The organism is Pedobacter flavus (genome assembly GCF_036324285.1).
Classification (GTDB): domain Bacteria; phylum Bacteroidota; class Bacteroidia; order Sphingobacteriales; family Sphingobacteriaceae; genus Pedobacter; species Pedobacter flavus.
In genome coordinates, this window is record NZ_JAZDQU010000001.1 from 445,445 (window position 1) to 468,987 (window position 23,543).

24 protein-coding genes are annotated in these 23,543 nt (G+C 36.9%); 9 read left to right on the forward strand and 15 right to left on the reverse strand.

Features of this window, described 5'->3' with window-relative positions; genetic code table 11:
• Genes lipB through purD form a run of 3 tightly spaced genes read left to right on the forward strand, consistent with a single transcriptional unit; the run spans position 1 to position 2,650 of the window.
• The gene (lipB, locus tag VRU49_RS02040) at positions 1-714 is read left to right on the forward strand and encodes a lipoyl(octanoyl) transferase LipB (protein ID WP_330145107.1); all 714 of its coding nucleotides are present in this window, start codon (positions 1-3) and stop codon (positions 712-714) included.
• Positions 707-1,318 carry an SGNH/GDSL hydrolase family protein gene (locus VRU49_RS02045; RefSeq protein ID WP_330145108.1) on the forward strand — a complete coding sequence of 204 codons (612 nt, stop codon included), beginning with the start codon at positions 707-709 and terminating at the stop codon, positions 1,316-1,318. Before lipB ends, VRU49_RS02045 begins: the two co-directional genes overlap by 8 nt.
• Positions 1,319-1,375: 57 nt before the next feature.
• Positions 1,376-2,650: a phosphoribosylamine--glycine ligase gene (gene purD, locus VRU49_RS02050; RefSeq protein ID WP_330145109.1), complete on the forward strand. Its 1,275-nt coding sequence runs from the start codon at positions 1,376-1,378 to the stop codon at positions 2,648-2,650.
• Here the strand turns inward: purD and VRU49_RS02055 are convergent.
• Together VRU49_RS02055 and VRU49_RS02060 are read right to left on the reverse strand one after the other, a co-directional pair.
• The gene (locus tag VRU49_RS02055) at positions 2,647-3,780 is read right to left on the reverse strand and encodes a TlpA disulfide reductase family protein (protein WP_330145110.1); all 1,134 of its coding nucleotides are present in this window, start codon (positions 3,778-3,780) and stop codon (positions 2,647-2,649) included. The genes purD and VRU49_RS02055 overlap by 4 nt on opposite strands.
• Before the next feature lie 11 nt (positions 3,781-3,791).
• Positions 3,792-4,970, reverse strand: a complete 1,179-nt coding sequence (locus VRU49_RS02060) for a formimidoylglutamase (protein ID WP_330145111.1) — start codon at positions 4,968-4,970, stop codon at positions 3,792-3,794.
• Between the two features lie 74 nt (positions 4,971-5,044).
• Here VRU49_RS02060 and VRU49_RS02065 point away from each other — a divergent pair, with 74 nt between their 5' ends.
• The 6 genes from VRU49_RS02065 to VRU49_RS02090 all read left to right on the forward strand — a co-directional run bounded on the left by VRU49_RS02065 (position 5,045) and on the right by VRU49_RS02090 (position 12,206).
• Complete coding sequence (locus VRU49_RS02065) at positions 5,045-6,013, forward strand: NAD-dependent epimerase/dehydratase family protein (protein WP_330145112.1); 969 nt, start codon at positions 5,045-5,047, stop codon at positions 6,011-6,013.
• A complete protein-coding gene (locus tag VRU49_RS02070; protein WP_330145113.1) occupies positions 6,006-7,310 on the forward strand; it encodes an HAD-IB family phosphatase in 1,305 nt (434 codons plus the stop codon). The genes VRU49_RS02065 and VRU49_RS02070 overlap by 8 nt, the downstream gene beginning before the upstream one ends.
• A 1-nt stretch (position 7,311) precedes the next feature.
• Complete coding sequence (gene crcB, locus VRU49_RS02075; RefSeq protein ID WP_330145114.1) at positions 7,312-7,680, forward strand: fluoride efflux transporter CrcB; 369 nt, start codon at positions 7,312-7,314, stop codon at positions 7,678-7,680.
• Between the two features lie 9 nt (positions 7,681-7,689).
• Positions 7,690-8,643, forward strand: coding sequence for a tryptophan 2,3-dioxygenase family protein (locus VRU49_RS02080; protein WP_330145115.1), 954 nt, complete (start codon positions 7,690-7,692; stop codon positions 8,641-8,643).
• 69 nt (positions 8,644-8,712) lie between these two features.
• Complete coding sequence (locus VRU49_RS02085) at positions 8,713-9,783, forward strand: branched-chain amino acid aminotransferase (RefSeq protein ID WP_330145116.1); 1,071 nt, start codon at positions 8,713-8,715, stop codon at positions 9,781-9,783.
• A 299-nt stretch (positions 9,784-10,082) separates the two neighbouring features.
• Positions 10,083-12,206, forward strand: coding sequence for a S9 family peptidase (locus tag VRU49_RS02090; protein ID WP_330145117.1), 2,124 nt, complete (start codon positions 10,083-10,085; stop codon positions 12,204-12,206).
• Between the two features lie 218 nt (positions 12,207-12,424).
• On the opposite strand, the gene VRU49_RS02095 is transcribed toward VRU49_RS02090, so the two are convergent.
• The 13 genes from VRU49_RS02095 to VRU49_RS02155 form a co-directional block, all read right to left on the reverse strand.
• Complete coding sequence (locus VRU49_RS02095) at positions 12,425-12,724, reverse strand: hypothetical protein (RefSeq protein WP_330145118.1); 300 nt, start codon at positions 12,722-12,724, stop codon at positions 12,425-12,427.
• Positions 12,725-12,893: 169 nt separating this feature from the next.
• A complete protein-coding gene (locus VRU49_RS02100) occupies positions 12,894-13,430 on the reverse strand; it encodes a hypothetical protein (RefSeq protein ID WP_330145119.1) in 537 nt (178 codons plus the stop codon).
• The gene (locus VRU49_RS02105) at positions 13,427-14,569 is read right to left on the reverse strand and encodes an MORN repeat-containing protein (protein ID WP_330145120.1); all 1,143 of its coding nucleotides are present in this window, start codon (positions 14,567-14,569) and stop codon (positions 13,427-13,429) included. Before VRU49_RS02105 ends, VRU49_RS02100 begins: the two co-directional genes overlap by 4 nt.
• A gap of 225 nt (positions 14,570-14,794) precedes the next feature.
• On the reverse strand, positions 14,795-16,051 hold the full coding sequence (locus tag VRU49_RS02110) for a hypothetical protein (RefSeq protein ID WP_330145121.1): 1,257 nt from the start codon (positions 16,049-16,051) through the stop codon (positions 14,795-14,797).
• Positions 16,048-16,305 (reverse strand): hypothetical protein, encoded by a 258-nt coding sequence (locus tag VRU49_RS02115; protein WP_330145122.1) that lies wholly within the window; start codon positions 16,303-16,305, stop codon positions 16,048-16,050. Before VRU49_RS02115 ends, VRU49_RS02110 begins: the two co-directional genes overlap by 4 nt.
• Before the next feature lie 186 nt (positions 16,306-16,491).
• Entirely contained in the window at positions 16,492-17,436 is a 945-nt protein-coding gene (locus VRU49_RS02120; protein WP_330145123.1) for a hypothetical protein, read from the reverse strand.
• A 3-nt stretch (positions 17,437-17,439) separates the two neighbouring features.
• Positions 17,440-18,558, reverse strand: coding sequence for a hypothetical protein (locus tag VRU49_RS02125; RefSeq protein ID WP_330145124.1), 1,119 nt, complete (start codon positions 18,556-18,558; stop codon positions 17,440-17,442).
• 36 nt (positions 18,559-18,594) lie between these two features.
• On the reverse strand, positions 18,595-18,780 hold the full coding sequence (locus VRU49_RS02130; RefSeq protein WP_330145125.1) for a hypothetical protein: 186 nt from the start codon (positions 18,778-18,780) through the stop codon (positions 18,595-18,597).
• Between the two features lie 70 nt (positions 18,781-18,850).
• Entirely contained in the window at positions 18,851-20,104 is a 1,254-nt protein-coding gene (locus VRU49_RS02135) for a hypothetical protein (protein WP_330145126.1), read from the reverse strand.
• A 15-nt stretch (positions 20,105-20,119) separates the two neighbouring features.
• A complete protein-coding gene (locus tag VRU49_RS02140) occupies positions 20,120-21,382 on the reverse strand; it encodes a hypothetical protein (protein WP_330145127.1) in 1,263 nt (420 codons plus the stop codon).
• A gap of 141 nt (positions 21,383-21,523) precedes the next feature.
• Positions 21,524-22,378: a hypothetical protein gene (locus VRU49_RS02145; protein ID WP_330145128.1), complete on the reverse strand. Its 855-nt coding sequence runs from the start codon at positions 22,376-22,378 to the stop codon at positions 21,524-21,526.
• Between the two features lie 16 nt (positions 22,379-22,394).
• Positions 22,395-22,883 (reverse strand): hypothetical protein, encoded by a 489-nt coding sequence (locus VRU49_RS02150; protein ID WP_330145129.1) that lies wholly within the window; start codon positions 22,881-22,883, stop codon positions 22,395-22,397.
• 88 nt (positions 22,884-22,971) lie between these two features.
• Entirely contained in the window at positions 22,972-23,538 is a 567-nt protein-coding gene (locus VRU49_RS02155) for a hypothetical protein (RefSeq protein WP_330145130.1), read from the reverse strand.
• Positions 23,539-23,543: the final 5 nt, after the last annotated feature.

A 23,543-nucleotide genomic window follows, 5' to 3' on the forward strand; every position in this document is an offset into this window, starting at 1 on the left:
ATGAAAAATAAAGAAGTTCAATTTATAAATTGGGGTCTAATTGATTACCAAGACGCTTGGGACAAACAAGAAGATATTTTCAAGAGCACAGTGGCTATTAAAACCGCAAACAGAGACTTAGAAAACCCTGAATTAACGCCAAACTATTTAATTTTTTGTGAGCATCCGCATGTTTATACTTTAGGAAAAAGTGGCCAACAAGATAATTTATTATTAGACGAAGAAGGTCTAAAAGAAAAAAACGCTTCTTTTTACAAAATTAATAGAGGGGGCGATATTACCTATCATGGACCTGGACAATTGGTGGGCTATCCAATTCTAGACCTTGAGAATTTTTTCACAGATATTCATCTTTATCTAAGAACGCTTGAAGAAGCTATAATTATTACATTAAAAGATTATGGTATTGAGAGTGGACGATACACGGGATATACGGGTGTTTGGATAGAATCAGATTCTCCTAATGCGAGAAAAATATGCGCAATGGGCGTTAGATGTAGTCGATGGGTTACCATGCACGGTTTTGCTCTAAATGTTCTTAGCGATTTAAATTATTTCAAAAATATTGTGCCTTGTGGAATTGATGATAAAGCAGTAACATCAATGGAAAAAGAATTAGGTTTTAAACCGAATATGGATGAAGTTGCTACTCAGTTAAAGAAAAATCTTGCGCAACTATTTGAGATGAATATAATTGAAAAATACGATGTTTAAATATTTGGCACTAGGCGATTCATATACCATTGGAGAGGCTGTAGAACAGCATGAATCTTTCCCATATCAACTGGTTGAGGATTTAAATAAAGAAAAAAATCGTTTTAACAGCCCCCCTCAAGTTATTGCGAAAACGGGGTGGACTACTGATGAATTAAGTGATGCTTTAGACCAATCGGAATTACAAATTCCTTACGATTTAATTACTTTATTAATCGGGGTGAATAACCAATATAGAGGTAGAGATGCAGAAAATTTCAGACAAGAATTCAAATCATTACTAAACAGGGCTATCTATATTGCGAATGATCATAAATACAAAATATTTGTGCTATCTATTCCAGATTGGTCTGTTACTCCTTTTGGAATCGATTCTGAAAGAGATGTTAAACAAATAGCTCAGGAAATTGATTTATTCAATGAAATTATAAAAACTGAATGCGCAATAGAAAATATTAGTTTCACTGATATTACACCTATTTCAAGAAATGCCGCTACAGATTCTACTTTAAATGCCAGCGATGGTCTGCATCCTTCTGGCACAATGTATGCGCAATGGGTAGAGCTTTTAGCACCAACCATTAGAAAAACTTTATCCATCTAAAACCAATAAAACGCTTGATTTAAAATAGAATTAAGTGGTTTTTATTATCTTTGAACTATGAAAATTCTTCTTTTAGGCGCAGGTGGTCGAGAAAGCGCAATTGCTTGGAAATTATCTCAATCGCCTTTATGTACCCAACTATTTATCGCTCCTGGAAACGGTGGAACCGAGGCTTATGGAAAAAATATTGTCTTAAATCCAAATGATTTTGATGCGGTTAAATCCTTAGTGATAAGCGAAGGAATTGAATTGGTAATTGTTGGTCCAGAAGAACCACTTGTAAATGGTATTCATGACTATTTTTTAAATAATTCAGAATTAAAAAACATACCTGTCATCGGACCTAAAAAAGAAGGTGCGGTTTTAGAAGGAAGTAAAGATTTTAGCAAGAAATTCATGATTAAGCACGGAATCCCAACCGCAGCTTATCAATCATTCAACTCAAACACATTAAATGAGGGTATCGAATTTCTTAAAACATGCGCAATGCCAATTGTTTTAAAAGCGGATGGCTTGGCTGCTGGAAAAGGTGTAATTATATCTAATACCTTAGAAGAAGCTACAGAAGAATTAAAACAAATGCTAAGTGGAAAATTTGGCAATGCAGGTTCAACTGTAGTTATTGAAGAGTTTTTAACTGGAATAGAATTATCTGTTTTCATACTCACCGATGGTAACGGCTATGTTACATTGCCGGAAGCTAAAGATTATAAAAAAATTGGCGTAGGAGATACTGGATTAAATACTGGTGGCATGGGCTCTATTTCGCCTGTACCATTTGCTACACCAGAATTTTTGGCAAAAATAGATGCCAAAATAATTAAGCCTACCATAAATGGACTTAAAAAAGACAACATAGATTATACAGGTTTTATATTTTTTGGATTAATAAAAGTTGGTGATGAACCTTATGTAATAGAATATAATTGCAGATTGGGTGATCCAGAAACTGAAAGCGTAATTCCTAGAATAGAAAGCGATTTAGTGGAGCTATTTTTAGCAACAGCGAATAAATCTCTAAATCAATTTAACCTAAAAGTTAGTAATCAAAATACTGCGACTGTTATGATTGTTGCAGGTGGCTACCCAGGTGATTACGAAAAAGGTAAAGTAATTGCTGGTTTAGAAAATTTAAGAGACTCACATGCATTTCATGCGGGCACAATTCGAGACGAAGAAACCGTTTTAACTTCAGGCGGTAGAGTTTTAGCCATTACTAGTGTTCAAAGCAATGCCTTCGATGCAATACAAAAAGCTACAGCTGATGCTTCGAGAATTTATTTCGATGGCAAATACTTTAGAGAAGATATTGGGTTCGACTTAATGAATTAATCAAGCAACTCTTTCAAATATTCGGATAATTTATTGCCAGAAATATTTTTGGCAATAATTTTTCCTGAAGGGTCTACGATAAAACTAAAAGGTATGGTAGAAATACCATATTTCTTTACCAGTTTACTGTCCCAAAACTTCAAATCACTAAGCTGAGTCCAACTTAATTGGTCGTCATTAATTGCTTGTAACCACGAGTCGCGTCCATCCTTTCTATCTAATGAAACGCCAATTATATCGAAATTTTTATCTTTATATAAATTATAATTTTTAACAAGATTAGGGTTTTCTTCCCTACAAGGGCCGCACCAAGAAGCCCAAAAATCTACCAAAACATATTTCCCCTTAAAATCTGAAAGTCTAATTTTCTTGCCATTTCGATCAGGCATAACAAAATCTGTCGTCAATCCAATTTCCGTTTTTTTCGCAATTTTTATTTGTTTCTTAATCCGTTTTCCTAGGATAGATTGTTGCAAATTTGAATCAAATTTTTTAAGCAATTCAGAAATTTCTTTGGGTTTAAAATCCGAATTAACTATTTGTTGTAAAGCCACTAATCCAATATAAGAATCATAATTTTCAGAAGCATAAGCCAAACTAATTGGCAATTTTAAGGCATTAATTTTGGCGATATTGGCGATATACTCATCTAATGATTTTTCATCTGCTTTTTGTTCTGGCGAATAAGCATTATAAGCATCTTCCAATTTTTTTAGTTCTGTTTGAACAGGTTTTTGTAAATCTAAAAAACGCTGATAATCCGAATTGATTTTAGAATTTGAAATCGTGGCATATTTTAAAGAATCTTGAGCATTTAAGACAACCTCTTCATGATCCACATAAATATTTAAATAATCTATTGAAGGCCGATTTTCCGAATTAAAATCATCTAATGCCTTATTGTGTCTTAATCTCAATTGAACCTGAGTGGGCAAAATAGCGCTTTTGGAGAAATAAAACTCCCCATTTATTTGAGCTACAGAATCTAAGAATCTCTTTTCGCCGGAAGCATAATTCAAAAATAAAACTGCATCCTTATCAAGATTATCAATTTTAACCCTAACAGAGAATTTACTTTGTGCATTTACAAAAAAGGGGAAAAGCAATAAAATAAAATACCATTTATACATCGCCAATTATTTTAAGATAATTTTTGATAAGTTCTCCACCACAAATCTGTCATTTCTCCATTAACAGCGAGGTTATAATCTTCATATCTACATGGAACTAGATGGAAACGTTCATTTTTAGAATTTCCTGAAGGGTAAGGTACTTGCATCCACCATCTATCGGAACGTTTACTTTTTACAAATATTAAATCGCCACCTGAATCTTTTAAAGTAGTTCTATAAATTACATATTGAGATTTTGGCGTCATTGGAAAATCTTGCTTTCTATTGTAAAAACCTTCCATAAAATACCAAACTATTTGTGCTACTAACATAGCTGTTTGCCCATTATTATCAAACGCCGGATTAAATTCGTATAAACCAAATGAAGTTAATTTATCATTCATTCCAGCATATCTAGCAATTCTACAGGCATCTTCTCCATAAAACCCATTTGGCGTTGCGTTTGCATTCCCACAGGCATCTGATGACCTTATCACTCCAACATCGAAACTTAACATATCAGCATTTCTAATAATTGGCTCTGTTAACGATAAATCGTGAGCAAATTCACCTAATCTATGAACATCAAAATAAAGCTTATTCATTACTTTTAGGCTATCCTGATTAACAAAATAAGTTTGATAACCAATATTGCTATAATTAAACAAGTAATTAGGCTGATGTAAAAATATCTTATTTAAAAATGAATTTGCCGTAGTCGTTTCGCTTTCGGCATCCTCATCAATATCGAATTTAGAATCTACAACCACTAAATCTACACGTTGTTCTAACCCCTCGTAGGCCCAATATTGTGCAAAAGTTAAATCTTGCCCACCACCAATAATAATTGGTAGAATATTTAACTTAATTAAAGTTTCTACAACTGTTTTAAGTGCTATATAGGTGTCTTTTAATGTTTCTCCATGTAAAATATTTCCTAAATCAATAAGCTTACATTCAAAATCACCTTCATGCAGTTGATAAAAGTATTGTCTAAAATGATCAGGAGCTAATCTGCATCCCAAATTTGTTGGTGTCCCTCTATCATCTAAAACCCCAATAATGGCCAAATCAAATTTTTCATTTTCTAAATCGGGAAAAGAATCCGTGTAGAAAGAGGCTTTTAATCCTAGTTGACTAGTTAAAAAGTCGTTTTGAGGAGTAAAATCACTAGGTTTCAAGGGTGATAGAAAATCGGATAAAAACATATTATATTAGCTATTTTAACATCAAATATCTATTTTTGATATGATATTTTCATCGCTATCAATAAAAAAATAAAATGATTCTTGTAACGGGGGCTACAGGGTTTCTAGGAAGTGAATTATGCAAGCAATTATTACATCAAGGAAAAGATGTTTTAGCTTTAAAAAGACCCACATCAATTATCCCTAAATCTTTAAGCTCAATTAAGGGCTTAACTTGGGTAAATAGTTCCATTTTATCTGCAGAAGAATTTAGTGATTACGCGTATATAATTACAGAAGTATATCATTGCGCAGCAATGGTTTCATTTAATCCTAAAGACGATGATGAAATGTTGAGTTTCAATATAAATTCAACAAAAATATTAGCCGAATTTTGCTTGAAAAATAAAATTCCAATGTTGCATGTAAGCTCGGTTGCTACATTAGATGGTGCCAATATTTTAGGGTTTACTGACGAAAATTTCTTCCCTTCTAAAACGCCAGACACTCATCCTTATGGCAATAGCAAATATCTTTCTGAAAAAGAAATTTGGAAATATATAAACCAGGGCTTAAATGCTATTATAGTTAACCCTTCAATAATTTTAGGTTACATCAAAAACTTCGAAGGAAGTGGTGCTTTTTTTAAGATAATTAAGAATGGCCTAAAGTTTTATACGCCTGGCGGCGCAGGATTCGTGGCAGTTGAAGATGTTGCAAAATGTATGATTCTCCTCATGCAACAAAAAGCATATAATGAAAGGTTCATAATTAACGCAGAGAATATCTCTTATAAACAGTTTTTCGAATCAATTGCAAATGCACTACAAGTAGCCCCGCCATCAATAAAAGCTGGCAAATTTGCCTTAGGACTAGCTTGGAGATTCTCCAAATTAGTAGCGTTTTTAAGTGATACAACACCAACGATCACGAAGCATACAGCAAAAAGCAGTTTTAATATCAGTAAATACGATAATAGAAAAATTGTCAACCTCTTAGGTATAGAGTTTATAAGCATAAACAACTATATAAAAACAATAGCATCAAAATACACCAATGAATAACGCTAAAAAGCAAACTTATATAATAGATTTCGATAGTACCTTTACGCAGATAGAAGCCATCGACGAACTAGCCAAAATATCACTTAGTAAACACCCCAATAAAGAAAAAATATTCTCGGAAATTGAAAGCCTTACTAATGCAGCGATGGAAGGGAAATTATCTTTTTCTGAAAGCTTAGAAAATAGAATAAAGTTATTATCAGCAAACGTCAACGATTTAAATAAACTAATATCAAGATTAAAGAAAAAAGTTTCTACATCATTTAAAAGAAATGAGGCATTTTTTAAGTCGCACGCAAAAGATGTTTTAATAGTATCTGGAGGGTTTAAGGAATTTATAGCGCCGGTTGTTCAGAAATACCATATACCATTATCTAATATTTATGCGAATAACTTCATCTTTAATAACCAAGGTGATATTATAGATTACGATCACTCTAATCCTTTATCTAAAGAAGGAGGAAAAGTAATATTATTAAATGAACTGAATCTAGAAGGTGATATTATAGGTATAGGTGATGGATATTCAGATTTTCAATTAAGAGAAAGTGGCTTAATCAAAAAATTTTATGCCTTTACAGAAAATATTGCAAGAGAAAGCATTACCCAAAAGGCTGACCACATTACACCTAGTTTCGACGAATTTTTATACGTAAATAATTTACCACGTGCTATTTCCTACCCTAAAAACAGGATTCTTTGTTTAGTTATTGGAGATATTCCCGATGAAGCTACAGCTATTTTAAAAAAGGATGGATTTTCTATTAGACAAAAACAATCGTTCGAAGAAAAATATGTTGCAGATGTGGGTATGATGCTTCTCGGCGATAACGAAAAGATTGACAATGAAGCTTTAAGAAGAGCCAACAAATTAAAAGTAATCGGATATTTAGGGAATTCTAGCAAAAAAATAGACAAACAAATCTGTACCGAAAAAGGCATCGTAATTTTTGACGACGAAAAGCAGAAAAAAAACAACACCCTTTTTATTCCAAAAAGGATGAAAGATTTTATTAATTCAGGAACTACCCACTTAAGTTCAAATTTCCCTAACTTACAATTACCTAAGATAGAACAATCACATAGATTAATTCATATTCACAAAAATATACCAGGTATTATGGCTAGAATAAATACCATTTTTGCTGAACATGAAATAAACATAATGGGACAATACTTATTAACCAATAAAGAATTGGGTTATTGTATTACCGATGTTAACTTTGATTATAACAAAAAGGTTATTGCTGATTTGAAAAAAATTGAAAACACCATAAAGTTTAGAATTCTATACTAATATGAACGGATATTTTTTAGTTTTTATTGGTGGTGGATTAGGGAGTTTGGCTCGATTCTTAATGATAAAATTAATTGACCCTCAAAAATTCAATTTCCCGTATGCTACGTTAATAGCTAATGTTTTTAGCTGTTTTATTTTAGGGATTGTAGTCGGTTATTTTATGGATAAAACTTCAGACTCACCAATAAAACTATTGTTATTAACAGGGTTCTGTGGAGGCTTTAGTACCTTCTCTACCTTTGCTTACGAAAGTAACCTTCTATTTACAAGTCAACATTTTACATCTGCTATTGCTAATATTGTATTGAACTTTGCTTTAAGCATACTTGCAATTTATGCTGGCACCTTTATTACCAAAATTTTTTAAAATCACTAAATGGATATAAAACCAGAAATATTAGAAAAATTAAAACTCTTAGAAGATAAGTTTGCCTCTATGGGCCAAGATATGTCTGCCTATTTAGATGGATTACTCTATGCCGACTATTTAACCTATTGGGATTATATTCACTTAGACACTTTACTGAGCTTACAAAACCCGAAGACTCAATTCCCAGACGAGGAAATCTTCATTATGTATCATCAAATAACGGAGCTCTATTTTAAGTTAACCTTGCACGAATGTAAGCAAATTGCTAATCATGAGTCATTAACTGTTAGCTTCTTTACTCAACGCTTAAAAAGAATAAATGCTTATTTCAAAGCTTTAGTTCAATCTTTTGGGGTTATGGTTGAGGGAATGGACAAATCTCAATTCCTAAAGTTTAGAATGTCATTACTTCCTGCCAGTGGATTTCAAAGTGGACAATACAGGATGATAGAAATTATGTCGACTGAGTTTATAAACTTAGTGGACAAAAGTAAAAGAGAGGAATTAAAAAATGCTTCAATTGAAGAACAATATGATCAAATTTATTGGAAATATGGAGCTACGGAACTTGCAACCGGTAAAGAAACCTTAACACTAAAACAATTTATAAATAAGTATTCAGCAGAGTTCTTAAATTTAATTAAAACACATCAAGAAACTAACTTCCTTTCTCTTTATAAAAAATTAAAAGAAGAAGGAAATGATGTAAGTGTTTTAGAAACGGAACTTAGAAAATTCGACCTTCTTGTGAATGTTGAATGGCCATTATCGCATTACAAATCGGCAGTAAAATACTTAGAAAAAGACCCGGTAGATATTGCTGCAACTGGCGGAACTAATTGGCAAAAATATTTGCCACCTCGCTTTCAAAAAAGAATTTTTTTTCCAGAAATCTGGACTACAGAACAACAAAATGAATGGGGTAAAAGTTGGGTACTTAGTGTACTGCAAACACCCTAAATATTGCATTAAGATGAGTTATATCAATGATTTCTGTTGAAATTTTTGTAATTTTGCACTTTAACATCAATGATTGTGACTGATACTTTAAATATAAAAACCACCAAAATAGGTCAATCTAAATTGGCAAATGTAGACTTCCAAAACTTACCTTTTGGAAAGGTCTTTACAGATCATATGTTTGTTGCTGATTATGAAGATGGGGAATGGAAAAACTTTGAATTAATGCCATATGGACCAATCCCAATGAGCCCTGCAATTTCAGCGCTACATTACGGACAAGCCATTTTTGAAGGAATGAAGGCCTACAAATTAAAATCTGGCGAAATCAGCATTTTTAGAGCAGATAAAAATTTTAAACGTTTTAATATTTCAGCAGAAAGAATGGCTATGCCAACTATTCCTGAAGAAATATTTATGAAGGGAATAACTTCATTAATAAACTTAGATAAAGCATGGGTTCCTGAAGGCGATAATTATTCATTATATATTCGCCCAGTAATGTTTGCTACAGACGATAAATTAGGTGTTAAAGCTTCTTCAAATTATAAATTTGTTGTTTTAACTAACCCTAGTGGACCTTATTACAGTCAACCTTTAAAAGTTAAAATTGAAACTCATTATACTCGTGCAGATGAAGGTGGTGTAGGTTATGCAAAAACTGCAGGAAACTACGGCAGATCATTATATGCCTTTTCACAAGCTCAAAAAGAAGGTTTCGACCAAATAATTTGGACAGACTCTAAAGAGCATTCTTATGTAGAAGAAAGTGGAACAGCTAATTTAATGTTCGTAATTAATAATGTTTTAGTTACTCCAAGCTTAGGCGGTACCATTTTAGATGGTGTTACCAGAGATACTGTTCTTCAAGTTGCTAAAAGTTTAGATATTCCAACTGAAGAAAGAAAAGTTCCAATTAAAGAAGTTATTAGTAAGATACAATCAGGCGAATTAACCGAAGCTTTTGCTGTTGGTACCGCAGCTACTATTACACAAATTGGAATAATTGGATATGAGAATGATTTATTCACATTAACTGATCCAACTACAAGAGTTATTTCTCATAAAATTCATAAAGTTCTAGACGATATTAGATACGGAAGATCCGAAGATGTATTCGGATGGAACACGATCGTTTAATTAAACTGCCATTGTTTTTACAATGGCAGTTTTTTTTTCTTCCTTTTTTAATTTCAGCTCTGCTATTTAATACCCGCTGTTCTTAAATAAAACTCATCCTTTTTAAAGGTTAATTAACCCCCTATTCCAAATTTTTATTTTCAATATTACTTATCTCAAGTATTAAAAATTAAACTTAAAATCTATCAACTTTATTAAAATATAAGCCTACAAATACGTACACATTAGCGTAACATATATAAATTATATTATCAAATACCAGTACGATTATGTAATTTAAAGGCGATAATTTAAAAAAGATGAAAAGAATTTTATTTTTAACCCTTGCTTCAACTGTGATGGCTTTTTCGACAAGCGCACAGACTAAAAGGCTTACAAAAGCTCAAGCATTAGAAGGGCAACCTTCCCTAACAAAATCATTAAATCCTATTAGTGGGTGGAGTGACAATAATCACTACATTGAAATGGATATGGCAGACAGGAAGCAATATTCAGTAAACGTTAAAACTGGAGCTAAAACCCCTTATACTCCACCTCCACGAAGTGTACTAAATGTAACCATCAAAGACAACGACATTTATTACAACAATGGTGTAGATGCTCCTAAAAAATTAACCAATACTAAAGAAGAAGAATTAAATCCAACATTATCTCCAGATGGAAAATATGTTGCTTTCACAAGAAATAGTGATCTATATGCAATAGAAGTTGCAACTGGAAAAGAAATTAGATACACAAATGATGCAACTGATGTAATTTACAACGGTTATTCTTCATGGGTTTATTTTGAAGAAATATTAGGAAGAGGTACTCGATATAAAGCCTTTTGGTGGTCGCCAGATAGCAAGCATATTGGCTTTATGAGATTCGATGATACAAAGGTTCCGATGTTCCCTATTGTGGGCTCTACTGGTCAACATGGTTATGTAGAAAGAACTCGTTATCCTAAAGCGGGAGATCCTAATCCTGAGGTGAAAATCGGCTTTGTAAAAGCAGAAGGAAGCAAAGTTGTTTGGGCAGATTTTAATGAAAAAGATGACCAATATTTTGGAACTCCGTATTGGAGCTTCGATGGAAGCAATATGATGGTTCAATGGATGAACCGCGACCAAAATAACTTGAAATTCTATGCAGTAGATCCAAATACAGGTAGTAAAAAGGAATTTTATGACGAAAAACAATCATCTTGGGTAGATCTAGATTTCGCAGGAAGAATAGAATACTTAAAAGATAACAAACACTATATCTTAAAAAGTGATAGAACCGGATGGGCTCATTTCTATTTACATACTTTAGATGGTAAATTAATTAACCCATTAACTTCTGGATCTTGGCAGGTTATGAACTTGGTTAAAGTTGATGAAAAAAACAAAGTAGTTTATTTTACCGCTAAAAAAGACTCAAACGTAAGAACAGATTTATATAGAGTTGATTATAATGGAAAAAATTTAAAAAGATTAACCTTCGGCGATTATACACATCAAGTACAAATGTCACCAGAAGCATCTTACTTTATTACAACCTACTCAAACGTATCTACACCTACAAAAAGAGCATTATTAGATAACAATGGAAAGCTAATTAAAGAATTGGGCGATTCTAAAGCAGATGATTTTGATTCTTATATTTTTGGAAAAACAGAATTAATTACCATCCCATCTGAAGATGGAAAATATCAGTTACCAGCTGTAATAACTTATCCAACAGATTTTGATCAAAACAAAAAATACCCAGTAGTTATGAGTATTTACGGTGGTCCAAATGCAGGAACTGTTAGTGATAGCTGGAAAGGAACTTCAAACCAATGGTGGGCAAATGAAGGAATTATTCAAATTGCAGTAGACCATAGAGCATCGGGTGCTTTTGGAAAAGAAGGTGTTGCCTTAATGCATAGAAATTTAGGCAAATGGGAAATGATAGATTATATTACTTATGCAAAATGGTTAAAATCTAAACCTTGGGTTAACGACAAAAAACTTCTTATTACAGGCCATAGCTACGGAGGATATATTTCTGCATTAGCGCTTACTTATGGTGCAGATTATTTTGATTACGGTTATGCAGGTGCTCCAGTAACCAGCTGGGAATTATATGATACACACTATGCAGAAAGATTTATGGACACACCACAAGATAACCCAGAAGGTTATAAAGCTGGTTCTGTTTTAACTTATGTTGATAAATATAAAGGTCTATTAAGGTTAATGCATGGCGACATGGATGACAACGTTCACATTCAAAACACCATCCAGTTAGTAGATAAATTAACTAATTCAGCAAAACATTTTGAATTGATGATTTATCCAGGAAGCAGACACGGTTTTGGCCCAAATAAATCGGCTCACGATAGAATGGAAAGATTTAATTTCTATTATAAAAACCTACTAGAGAAACCTATGCCGGCTGGCTTATTAACCCGTTAATATAAAGTCTATTACTTCTAATGTTAAATTTATTAAAGAGGCTACTTTTTCAAGGTAGTCTCTTTAATTTCAATTCAAAAATTAATTGAATCAAGATAATTTTTGTTCAATGTTACTTTTTTTAGCAAACATTCTTATCATAGAGCCCAGTAAAATAAATGTAAGCATCTTCCCGAACTGTGGCCATCCATAAAAACCTTCAAATTCTCCATTTTTGCTTACAATTGTCCAATTGGGGCTATGCTCATTTCTTTTTCAACTGGTACATAGCGAACATAAAACGTCGATTTCATTAGTTCGTTTGCCGTAGGCAGAGATTCATTGTTGGAATAGGCAGTGGAAAAATTGTGTTCTATTGTGTCTGCAACACCGTCTCGCATATAATTAAGTGTCATACGGATACTGCCAACCGCTTTTCCTGACATGGGCTTTATTTCTACAGATTTTACCGATGATTTCACCACCACACTTGCTTTTGCATAAGCATCATCACGCATATACGACCGCAGGCCCAGCACGCCGGAGATGATACCGATGAAGATGAGTAGGATGCCGATTATGCGCATGGCAGGAGGAATAATGCAATGATAACTCTTTTTTGCAGGTAGTGATATTTTCCGGACATCATATTCATTTTAATTTTTTGTACGCCTTTTTAGGCTTGCTGCTTTTCAAACCAGTTCTTTTTTAGGGTGTCGAACCTGGTATTTCAACCGGCTGTATTCTGCTCCACACTCCTTCGGCCCAGCATAACCGGTACACCTGTTCCAGTGGCAGGGATATCTTTTGGGCGCCGTACCACACTACAAATTTGCGTGGCCGAAGCTCCAGGTTTTTATTACTGTCGTATAGCAAACAATACCTTTCCTGTTGCGTAAGTTTTACAGCGTAATAGTCGGCGCCTAAAAATGCACAATCGCTGCAAAAATCTTTAACCACGGCCTTGTTGGGCAACAGGTTCAGCGAGTCGAGCAGCAAATTGCTTATAGGTAAAAACTTTTTTTGCAGCAAACCCCTGGCCGCATCGCAGTTTCCTGCTTCATTATTATCAACCTCTGTCAACCTTAGCAAAGTAGTACCACCTGGCTGCGTTACCTGTTCCGGAACATGAACAACAATCATGTACATGCCATCATAAGGGCAGTGCTGTGCCGAGGCTTTAGCACCAACCAGGAAGAAAAGAAAAAAGCAGATTGTTTTTAGAAAGAATGGGCTGATAATCATTCCTCTTCTTTTGATCTTCTTCCCGAAAATGTATCATAAAACCAAAAACCCTCTTCCACAAACCCATCCAGATAGGTCATTTTACCTTTGCCATGCCGCATATTTTGCCAATATTCGCCTTCGTATGTGCCTTTATGTGGATCAAAATATTTTCCCCAACCTTCTTTGACACCCATAACATAATTTCCCTCATACGTATACGGGACCGGATTAGAATGATAATGTTGTTCATAAAACTTTCCGTTCTTCACACCATTAAAATAAGTGCCTTCCGAAAAAGATATTAATACTTTTTTATTAATTCTATTAACGGCAGCAATCAATTTGCCTTTGCCGTGAGGGATGTTTTTCTCATTTACCTCGCCTTCATACGGATTATCCCTGTATTTTACTTTTTTTACTTTGGTTTTGCCCGATGTTGAGGGCGGTGCAGGTTTAGCATTTTCAGGGCTTCGTGCAATTGTCAACACTTTTTCTATTGTCCCAGAATAAACTCCTGATTGATTCCACGAGTCTTCCGTAATTTTAGTTTGAGCGATAGCGTTTTTCACACTCATTGAATCGTTTCTGAACCAGCTTTTCAACAAACTGTCCATCTTATCTGCGTATATATAATCAAATGATCGTGGAGACGTACTTGTAAATGCCCTTGGCATCGTTTCGCCACCCGTCCAATAGGCAAGGGCTGCAAATGGCTTAGTATATGTGATAATGTCTTTTTTCTCCGGAAAGCGCTTTTCCAGGTCTTCTAAAGCTTTCAGGGCTGTATATCCCGCAAGCCTAAAACCCAAAATAAGCGGGAAGAGCTCATCAAAACTTTCACTGTTCTTTTGTACTTTGTATTTCAGATAGGCATTTATGGTGGTAGCCATGTTGCTATCTGGTTTATAGTAAAACGAATCGCTGGCAGACACCCCTATTACACTTCGTTGAGGAAGTGCTTTGGCTTCAAATTCCTGAAAGCCGGCATCAAGGTAGATCATGGCAAGAGGCATACACATTTCTGCAATTGCTTGTCTTCTCGCCAGAGACTCTTTTATACTTTTCACCACTCGTGATGCTTTAGCCTGCTCCTTAAGCTCATAAGCACGCCTTAACTCTTCAGCACTCTTTTCTCTTTTTGTTTCGCGCCTTTCCACCGGTCTACCATTTCCTGCACCGCCTTTTCATTAATTTTAAATTCGGAGGTTTTGGTGTTGCCGTATTCCCGGCCTTTCCGAATGAACTCCAAGTAACTGTTCAATTCCTTTTGGCGTTGCTCATCCCTGATGTATTGTCCATAAACCTGAACACTGGTAAAGAATACTGTCAGTAAAAGAAAGATTTGTTTTATAATATGATGACCTTCAAAGATTATATTTTATTTATTTCTGCCTGATAAAACTCAGTTGATTCACAATGGTTCCTGTTTTTGTACCAGTAACGGCAAGGTATAGTTTACCATGCAGGTATTTCAACTTGGCAACCCTGCCGAACTTTAAGAAATTATCCTTACCCACCAGGGAAGTCGTATTGCCCGCCGAGATTTTGTAAATAGAAACGCCCTTGTCATTGGTTCCATTTTCTGCATACCCGGCGTAATAAAGATTACCCTCGTCATCCAGATCGTACAGGTACTCGCTGGAACCTTCCCGCCCGTAGCTCAAGGAGGCATGATCCACCACTTTTTTAAATTCTTTGGTCGTGAAATTGTACGAGAATGTAGTTATTCTATAAGGATTTGTTCTGTAATTGAGCAAGGCAAAACTCAGTTTGGTGCCGTCGGCACTATAGTGCCTGAATGCTGTAGTAAAGGCATGTCCGGCTGGGGGTGTCCAGTTGAGTGTTGCCGTGAGAGTGCCTGTTGTGTTAGAGACGTTACGGTCAAATTCAATTGCCTTCAACTGACTAGAATTTTGCAGGCCGATGTACAAGCTTTTACCCGAGGTTCGGGCATCACATAGGATATAGAATAGATTCTCAGATTGAGGGAATGGCCTTGCTTTTTCAACAGTAGTATTTTTATTTCTGTAATTAAAATCTTCATCATTCTTCTTGTTGAGGCCGATATACATGTTCGCATTATTCCCAAAATCAGCCACCACAACATTTTCAAAACCCAGCTCCGTTCTGCCGAATTGATGCACAAGCTCACCGCTTCCCTGAATATCTCCCTTAAAATAAATCTTGCTAAACCCGAAACTTGACCTCTCGGACTGAAAAACCCCTACATAATAATTAGTATAAGGCTTAAATAGTTCCACCTCACGGTGATAATTACCGCTGATGTCCAACCCGAATAATGTCTCTTCCTTGGCTGCATCAGGGTGTTGTGGTATAACTTTTCTGGTAGACAAATCCAGGCTACGCCTAAAATGTTCCTCTCGATAGTGGTACACAAAGTGCATGCGGTTACGGGTGTCCACCGTAAAATCTCTTACATAATAGCCTGTAATTGATGCGAGACTTCCGTAGGCGGTGGTGGTATCCCAGAGTTGTTCATAGCCGGAATTGTCGTTCAGTACGTTTACTGGATCGTACAATCCATTGCCACTCTCTGGTTCTGTTTTTTCCTTTTTGCAAGATGCAAATAAGCTTATAGAAACGAAGGATAAAATAAGTAAGTGTTGAATCGTTTTCATTGTAATATATTATTTTTTTTGACGGGTTTTGCAACAGCGAAGTAAAGGCTCAAGCCTGAAGCAAGAACCGCCACTACAATGCTGCCTTTAAATCCTAATACATCGGCCACCCACATCAGCATTTCCTGCCTGCCAGCCTGTGTACTCGACAGTTCGATTGGTGTGCCTTGTTCCATATCGTAAGCATACAGCACCAGCATCGTTGAAAGCATGGCTATTGCAATGGCCCACAGCCAGCGTGTTAGTTTTTGCATGAGTTAACAAGTTTATCCATTAATTATTTGAAATTGCTATATACCATACCGGTTCCATTGCACTGCTTGCAGGGTTAATAGGTTTACTCCCAAAACCATCGGTTTTTGTACACGGTTCTGTAACCCACGCCGCTCGCAGAGATTACATTTTCTACCAAAGTGCCTCCCTTGCCACCGCAAGAATCCTTATTCAGCCGTTTTCATTTCTAAAAAACTTCCATCTGCTTTTATAAAATAACTCCTTCCTATACGGTCTAGCGTAGGTCCGCTGTAAACCTGGACGAACATTACTCCAGGGCTGGTGGTGGGATGTAGAATAAAACTTGGATTTAAGCCACTAATATTTATTAGGCCATCAGGAATCGTGATATTCTTTATTATCCTACCTTTGCTTAGATTAATGACCGCAATGCTATTGGGCTTCTCTTGCTCAATAAACATGTGCTCATCGCCACCGTCGAAAGTAGGTACAATATGATCGCTTGGATTATTATCTTTCTTGAACTGAAAAACGGTTTTTTGCTCTTGTAAATCCAAAATGATTCCTAGCCCTGTGCAATAAACATATCTGCCGGAGCGGGAGAAATGAAAATTTATTCGCTTTCCCGGGCGATCTTTTAGTTCAAAAATCACTCTGGGCTTCAGCGGATCGTTGGGCAGGCTGGCATCTATAATCCGAATCCCATTTTTATAGGGTTCAAGCACTAGGCACTTTGCATTTCGAACGTCGCATTGCATAGAATATTTATTGTAATTACTACCTTGAAAATACATGCCAATCACACTGTCAAAGGCAGTGGCTCTTACAATCTGATTAGGCATCACATTCAACGTATTGAAGACGACGCCATCGCCTTTTTTATCGGGAAGAAGAATGCCATACCGTTGAGCCCTGGATGCCCATCCTATTGCATCTACCCGGTATTCCTCCAGCACATGTCCATTTGAAAGCTGAACAAACTGGTATAATGCCGGGTAACAAGTGGGACATTCACCTATACCTACCATTGCCACTTCTCCTTTTTTATCGCCAAAAACATCTGAGATAAATTGCCTCGGTTGGCCCTGCACGCAAAGAACAAACAGCTGTAAAATGATGCTCAGCGCCGTTGTTTTACTTAATATCATCATATTTTAAAAAAATTTTTCATCTTCAAGCATGGCCCTATTTGCAAAAAGCTCGTTATTAATATTATATCTAAATTCCCTTATGTCAAGATTAGTAGGGTCAAATGTCAGGGCAATATTGAGGAGAAATACGTTTGCATAATCTTTTTTATTCTTATTGTTTCTCCTCACTTTTACATAGTCCAGCAGATAAATGGCATCGTCTTTCGTACCTATTCCCGTGGTGATGGCCAGCAGCTTTTGCTCCAATTCATTTTTGATGTCATCCAGTTCTCTAAAGGCAGGGCCGTTTTTATCGAGCAGGGACAATGCTTCCTTGAATTTATTTTGGTAAGTAAGGGCGCACATCAGATAGCTGAAATCCTGGAAGCTGTTGATAGGTGTTGTGGAATACAGGGTTTCAACTGCCCCGGAACGCATGTTTTGCAGGTTCAACAATGCCTGATAACCAAGTAGCTCTTCTTTGTAAACATTGTATGCTGTACTGCTCAGGCTAGAATATTGGCTATAAAAATTTCTGTCATCACCTAGTTGTGCATGCCTGTACATGCGACGCAATCGTATAAAGTCGTTGTCACCCAAAGGCCCTACCTTTGACAAAGCCTCAAGCGCTTCCCTTGGATCGACAAGATTCTGATCACGTTGTACTGCAAAATCATACTCCTTTTGATTGATGTGCCTTTGAACCTTTTCTGCATATTCCCGAGCGGCCCGCTGTCTTTCAATCTTTTCGCTATCAAGGTGGCCATACCTGTTATCAAAAGCTGCTCCGCTAATTCCTAAGGAGATCGCTTTGCTTTTAAAAAAATTAAAATTTCGTGCATTCATTGGGAGTCCGGAACTCTCTAAGTAAGCATTGAAGGCATTCCATGCATTGGCAATACCTGCCTGTGCCTCGGTGCGGCGCCTCTGTTCAGCATCATAGGCATTTCTGGCCGCAGATGCCGCCTGGCTCTCTGCAATTTCTTTTGCATAATTGGGTGTCACTCCCTTCCAGTCGTACATCCTGCCATCCTTATCCACCTTGTACGAAGAATATCTTGTATTTACTTCATAAACCGTTTTAGATTGGGCATTTATAAAAAATGGGACAGCCCAGAACAATATGGTTGCAATTATTTTCATATAGAGTGATTTTCAGGAGAAAAATGTATCAATATTTTATATTCCGTATTCAGGGTAATTATTGGTAACGTACTTCGTTTCTATTTTATAAGTGTTTTGTCGTTCGGCCACACTAAACGCATTTTTTGTAGCAGCAGAAAGACGGTTGTAATCTGCCGACTGGTTTTGTTCAAAGCTTGCTATTGCAAAACTTATAAAAGTGGCTGTAAGTAATATTTTCATGTTTAATTCAATTAGTACAATTAATTATTGAGCAAAATGCTCCTAAGGCGCCTTTATTGTTTTATTAAAATTATTTAGTGGAAATAAGCTGTTGATGATACATCATCTTAAAACTATTGTCGTTAGGGTTGCCATCCGGAATATCCTCACGGTTTATAAGTGCCGCATGGAGCTTTCCGTTAAACCATTTTAACCCCTGAATTTGTGTATTAGGATGCAGGTCCTGTTCTTTAAGTATGACTTCATTTCCTCCATTAGCCGCATATTTTCGGATACTGTAAATAGCATTCATATTTTCGCTTCGAATTTCTACTACATAGAGGTTTCCGGCCTCGTCAACTTCCAGTAAGGAAGCATTGTCCAGAATTAAAGAGGCAGCATTAACAGGTGGAACAACGTGTTCTGGTGTCTGCACAGTCTGTACAGTAAGGCTGCTAAGGTTCACTTTCACCACTCCGTACCGATTGCTGGCTGTGTGGCTATGGAAAATCACGAATACGTTATCCCCATATTTCGAAGCTTGAATTGCAACACCATATTCACCGGGAACAGACTTGAGGGTATTCATCGGGTAGTGAACGGTTTGGATGGAAGGAATTTGAGGATCCTGAACCACCACCCGGTTGTCTGATTCCATCATGATAGTCATGCCATTTGCACTGGTAAAGCGGGTAAAGGCAATTGCATAGGTTTTGCCATTGTGCCGCAGGCTGATGAAATTGTTTCCCCAAAAGGTATTATTCTTCCATTTTTGACTGGCATATTCAAAATGTGTGACGTAGTTATTTCCCAGGGTTTCAGAGTTATTCAGGAACCCGTCTGTGGCGGGCTGGAGACGAACGTACTTCATTTGTCCTTCGCGATTTTTAGCGAGATCCACCATCTGATCATTTTTAAAGGCATATACCTGGCTGGCAGATTCGCCCATATTGATCTTCCACACATCATTACCTGCAAAGCCCTTGATAGCGCCTCCGTAAGACGGGCTTTTCAAATCTTTGTTGATAGTCACTTCTCCCCGTATATTCAATATCAGCTCATTATGGTTACTGGTATTCACCGCTGTGGCGTGCGAGGTGTACCATCGGAGCTCGTCGGGCTTTTGAGTAGTGAAAGACACGGTCCCCCGCCTTCCACCGTGTACGCTCTCCAGTTCCTGCAGACTTTGTTTAGCGAGTACTTTCCATTCGCTGCTTTTTAGTATGGTGAGTTCTTTATTACTACTAGGCGAAGTCGAAGGGTCATCACCGGACTTCTCTTTTTTACAGGCCGACAATAATACAGCAGCAGAGAGGCATATCGAAACAAAGTGATTTTTATTCATTTGAGCTATATTAACTTATTGTTTAATAGAACCACGGCCCCAACACTTGCCACATATAATGGGCCAGGTATCGTGGGAGGTGCCCTTGAAATAATAATTGCCATTGCGCTTTTCGTACACGTTCACCTGATTGGCTTTGGTCTCGGCTGTGCGCCCTAACATACCGGTGCCGTTACAATCTTTACAAGTTACCAGCGACACTCCTTTAATAGGGTTGTCTCTATACCATTGACGCTGAGCTTCTTCTTGCCGAAGGCGTTCCTGGTTTTCCTCATTCCTTTTTTGTCGCCACAGTGCATAATCCTTTTTCTCCGATTCGGCATTTGGATTAATAAAGTAATGAACCGGCTTATTGTCCGAAATCAGGCAAACCGCTGCTTCGGAAAATCCCAGTCCGATTACACACAACTGACTGTTCGATCGTAGCATCGGAATACTAACCGCCCAAGTGAATTTTCCATTCAGGTAGTAGTCGTAGTCTACGGTGCCTAATTCATAACTGGTACGTAAATGATAGGCCTTCACATCTCCTCCCTGATTTATTTTTAAAATACTGGTTTCAGGGTCGTAATTTCCATAAACACTTCCGTTAGCAGAACCGGCATCATGAAACACTTTCATGGCCTCTCCGGTCAATAAGTTAATAATGCGCCCATCTCTATCAAATAAATATTGCCTATCTTTTGTCATGAAATAATAACCTATTTCAAGATTTGAATAGGCTGACCGATGGTGCAAATTTCTTTTGGGATCTTTTTTATCTAAATTGCTGTACTTAGATGCCAGTTCAACTTTCTTCCCATCCGGATGTACGAAAAATAGTTTCTGTTTTTGTTTATGATATTCCAGTGCGATACCAGTATAATCGAGTGCTCTTACTTCATTTTTGTCGCGGTCGATCTTAATCGAATAAAGCTTCTTGTTATCTTCGAACATGGTAAATTCACGCTCGTTTTCTTTGAAGTTATAATTAGGATTTGGATAGGCTTTGGTGTGTTCTGTATAAATCTTATAGGCCTCGGCACCAATTGCCTTCATTTTTCCGGTTTTTATTTCAAAAAGCAAGCTCGGGTTATTCCTGCGTTCAAGTAAAAAATACTCCTCATCATCTGTAAGGAGGTATCTGTCATTTCCTACCATCGAAATTAGTCCATTTGGTTTAGGTAAATCTATCCGTATACTCTGGCTCCAAACAGGAAATTGTACCGCCAGGAAACAAATAATAAGTGTCAACTTTAAGAATTTACCGATTGTTGGGATGCGCGTAGCTTGTTGCATTTTTTAAAAGATTAGTAATAAGGATAACCATTATTCTGGAAGTGAAATTCGGAATAAATAACATTTCGATAAATGGGCTATTCGGCCCATTTAGGCTATGGACAAAGGTGCGCTGAGATGCTTATTACGCATAAGGAATAGCTAAAAATGTAGGGTGTAATTATCGACTAAGAGTTTTTTGGTTTTATTTATTTGTATTTTCCTGCCCGATTGTTCATCAATCCTGTAACCTGTTTGTTTTACGGTAATGGTGTGCGCCTTATTGTTGTAGGCATAGTCTGTTTTAAATTCATAATAGCCTTTTTGATCTTCAGCCCGGTTTCCACGGTTGTTTTCATTGGAGATCATGCTCAACATCAGTTCACCATCTTGGTAAAAGCGGGTTGCTACTGAAGCGGTACCCATTCCTTCATAAGGATCATCCACTTTTAAAAGTTCGTAGCCATTGCCAAGGTTGATCATCGATAGGTCATAAGACTTTTCGCCAAAGGAACCATGGGTAGCAAAATTTCTTTTGAATTTTTGTATATAAATGCTGTCGTTTTCTATGATGTAGGAGAAATACCCAAGATTTACCCCGCACACATGGCAGTTGTTGGGGTTTACAAATTCGCCCTCTTCATTTATAACCATGGGTGAGGTATGGAAAATGGTATAATAGATTTTTTCACCTTCCCGGTCGATGGTCATCGTAGTATCAATAAAGGAATATAAAACGTTTTGCTCCCCAAGCTGCCCATTAAATTCGTGGATATCACCGGCGGTAGCGCTCCATCTCACGGCCTGTTGATTTGTCTTGTATTCGCCCTTGAGTAATTTGGTGAGGAGTTCGGCAGGTGTATAGGATGCGGGATAGCCAGGCGGTGAAGCAAAGAGGTTGTTAGCAAACAATACGAACAGCAGCACAATACCGGCAACATTTTTTGTTCTATAATTATTAAAAATGCGAAATACCATTGGCAGTAACCCCGTAACTATTTTGCTGAATTTACACATGCGAATTTTTTATTTGTCATCTATAAAAACGAAAAGTTTCTCTGTTCTTCCTTCTTACCCTGCTGTAAAAAATTAAGAAAATTCCCACTATTAGAAATTTGAGCATCCAACTAAACCCTGTCTGGCCGTAGGCACCGTCATGTTTGTCTTTATTGCTCACCATCACCCAATCCGGCATATTTTTACTTCTTTTTTCTTTGGGCACGTAGCGTACGTATGGTGTTCTGGATTTCAATTCTTCCACTGTAGAAAGTGGATCGTTGATGGAAAAGGCTTCGGAATAACTGTATTCCAATGTATCCTCAACGCCGTCTCGCAAAAAAGCAAGCACCAGCCGAATACTACCCACGGCTTTTCCAGACATGGGTTTCACTTCGGCTGATTTTACAAAAGCTTTTACCGTGGTGCTTGCTTTTGCATAGGCATCATCACGCAGGTACGACTGTACACCCAGCAGGCCAGCAAGAATACCAAGTATGATGAATATGACACCAATTATGCGCATAGGTGGAGAGATGATTTAATGGAAATTTTTATTTGCAGGCAGTGGCATTTCAAGGGCTTCATAATCTCTTTATTTTTTTGTATATCTTCTAAGGCTTGCTGCCATGTTTGATAGCAGTTTTCTGCGGCGTCAGCACTGTCACTTCAACCGGCTGTATTCTGCTCCACGCTCCTTCAGCCCAGCAAAGCCGGTACACCTGCTCCGGAGGCAAAGCTATTTTTTGGGCCCCATACCAAACTTCAAATTTGCGTAGCCGGCGCTCCAGGTTTTTATCGTTGCCGTATAGCATGCAATATCTTTCCTCTCCTGTTAGTTTTACGGCGTAGTAGCCGGGTCCCAAAAATGCGCAGTCGCTGCAAAATTCTTTAACGATGTCCTCCCTTGGCAACAGGTTCAGCGAGTCCTGCAGCAACGTGTTGATAGGTAAAAGAGTTTTCCGCAATAAGCCTTTGGCCGCCTTGCACCTTTCCGCTTCATTATTATCTACCTCTGTCAATCGTAGTAAAGTATTTCCACCTGGTTGAGTTGCACTCTCCGGAACGTGAATGACAATCATGTACATGCCATCATACGGACAATGCTGCGCCGATGCTTTGGCACCAGCCAGAAAGAAAAGACAAATGCAGATAATATTCGGGAGATGCTTACAACTCATAAGGC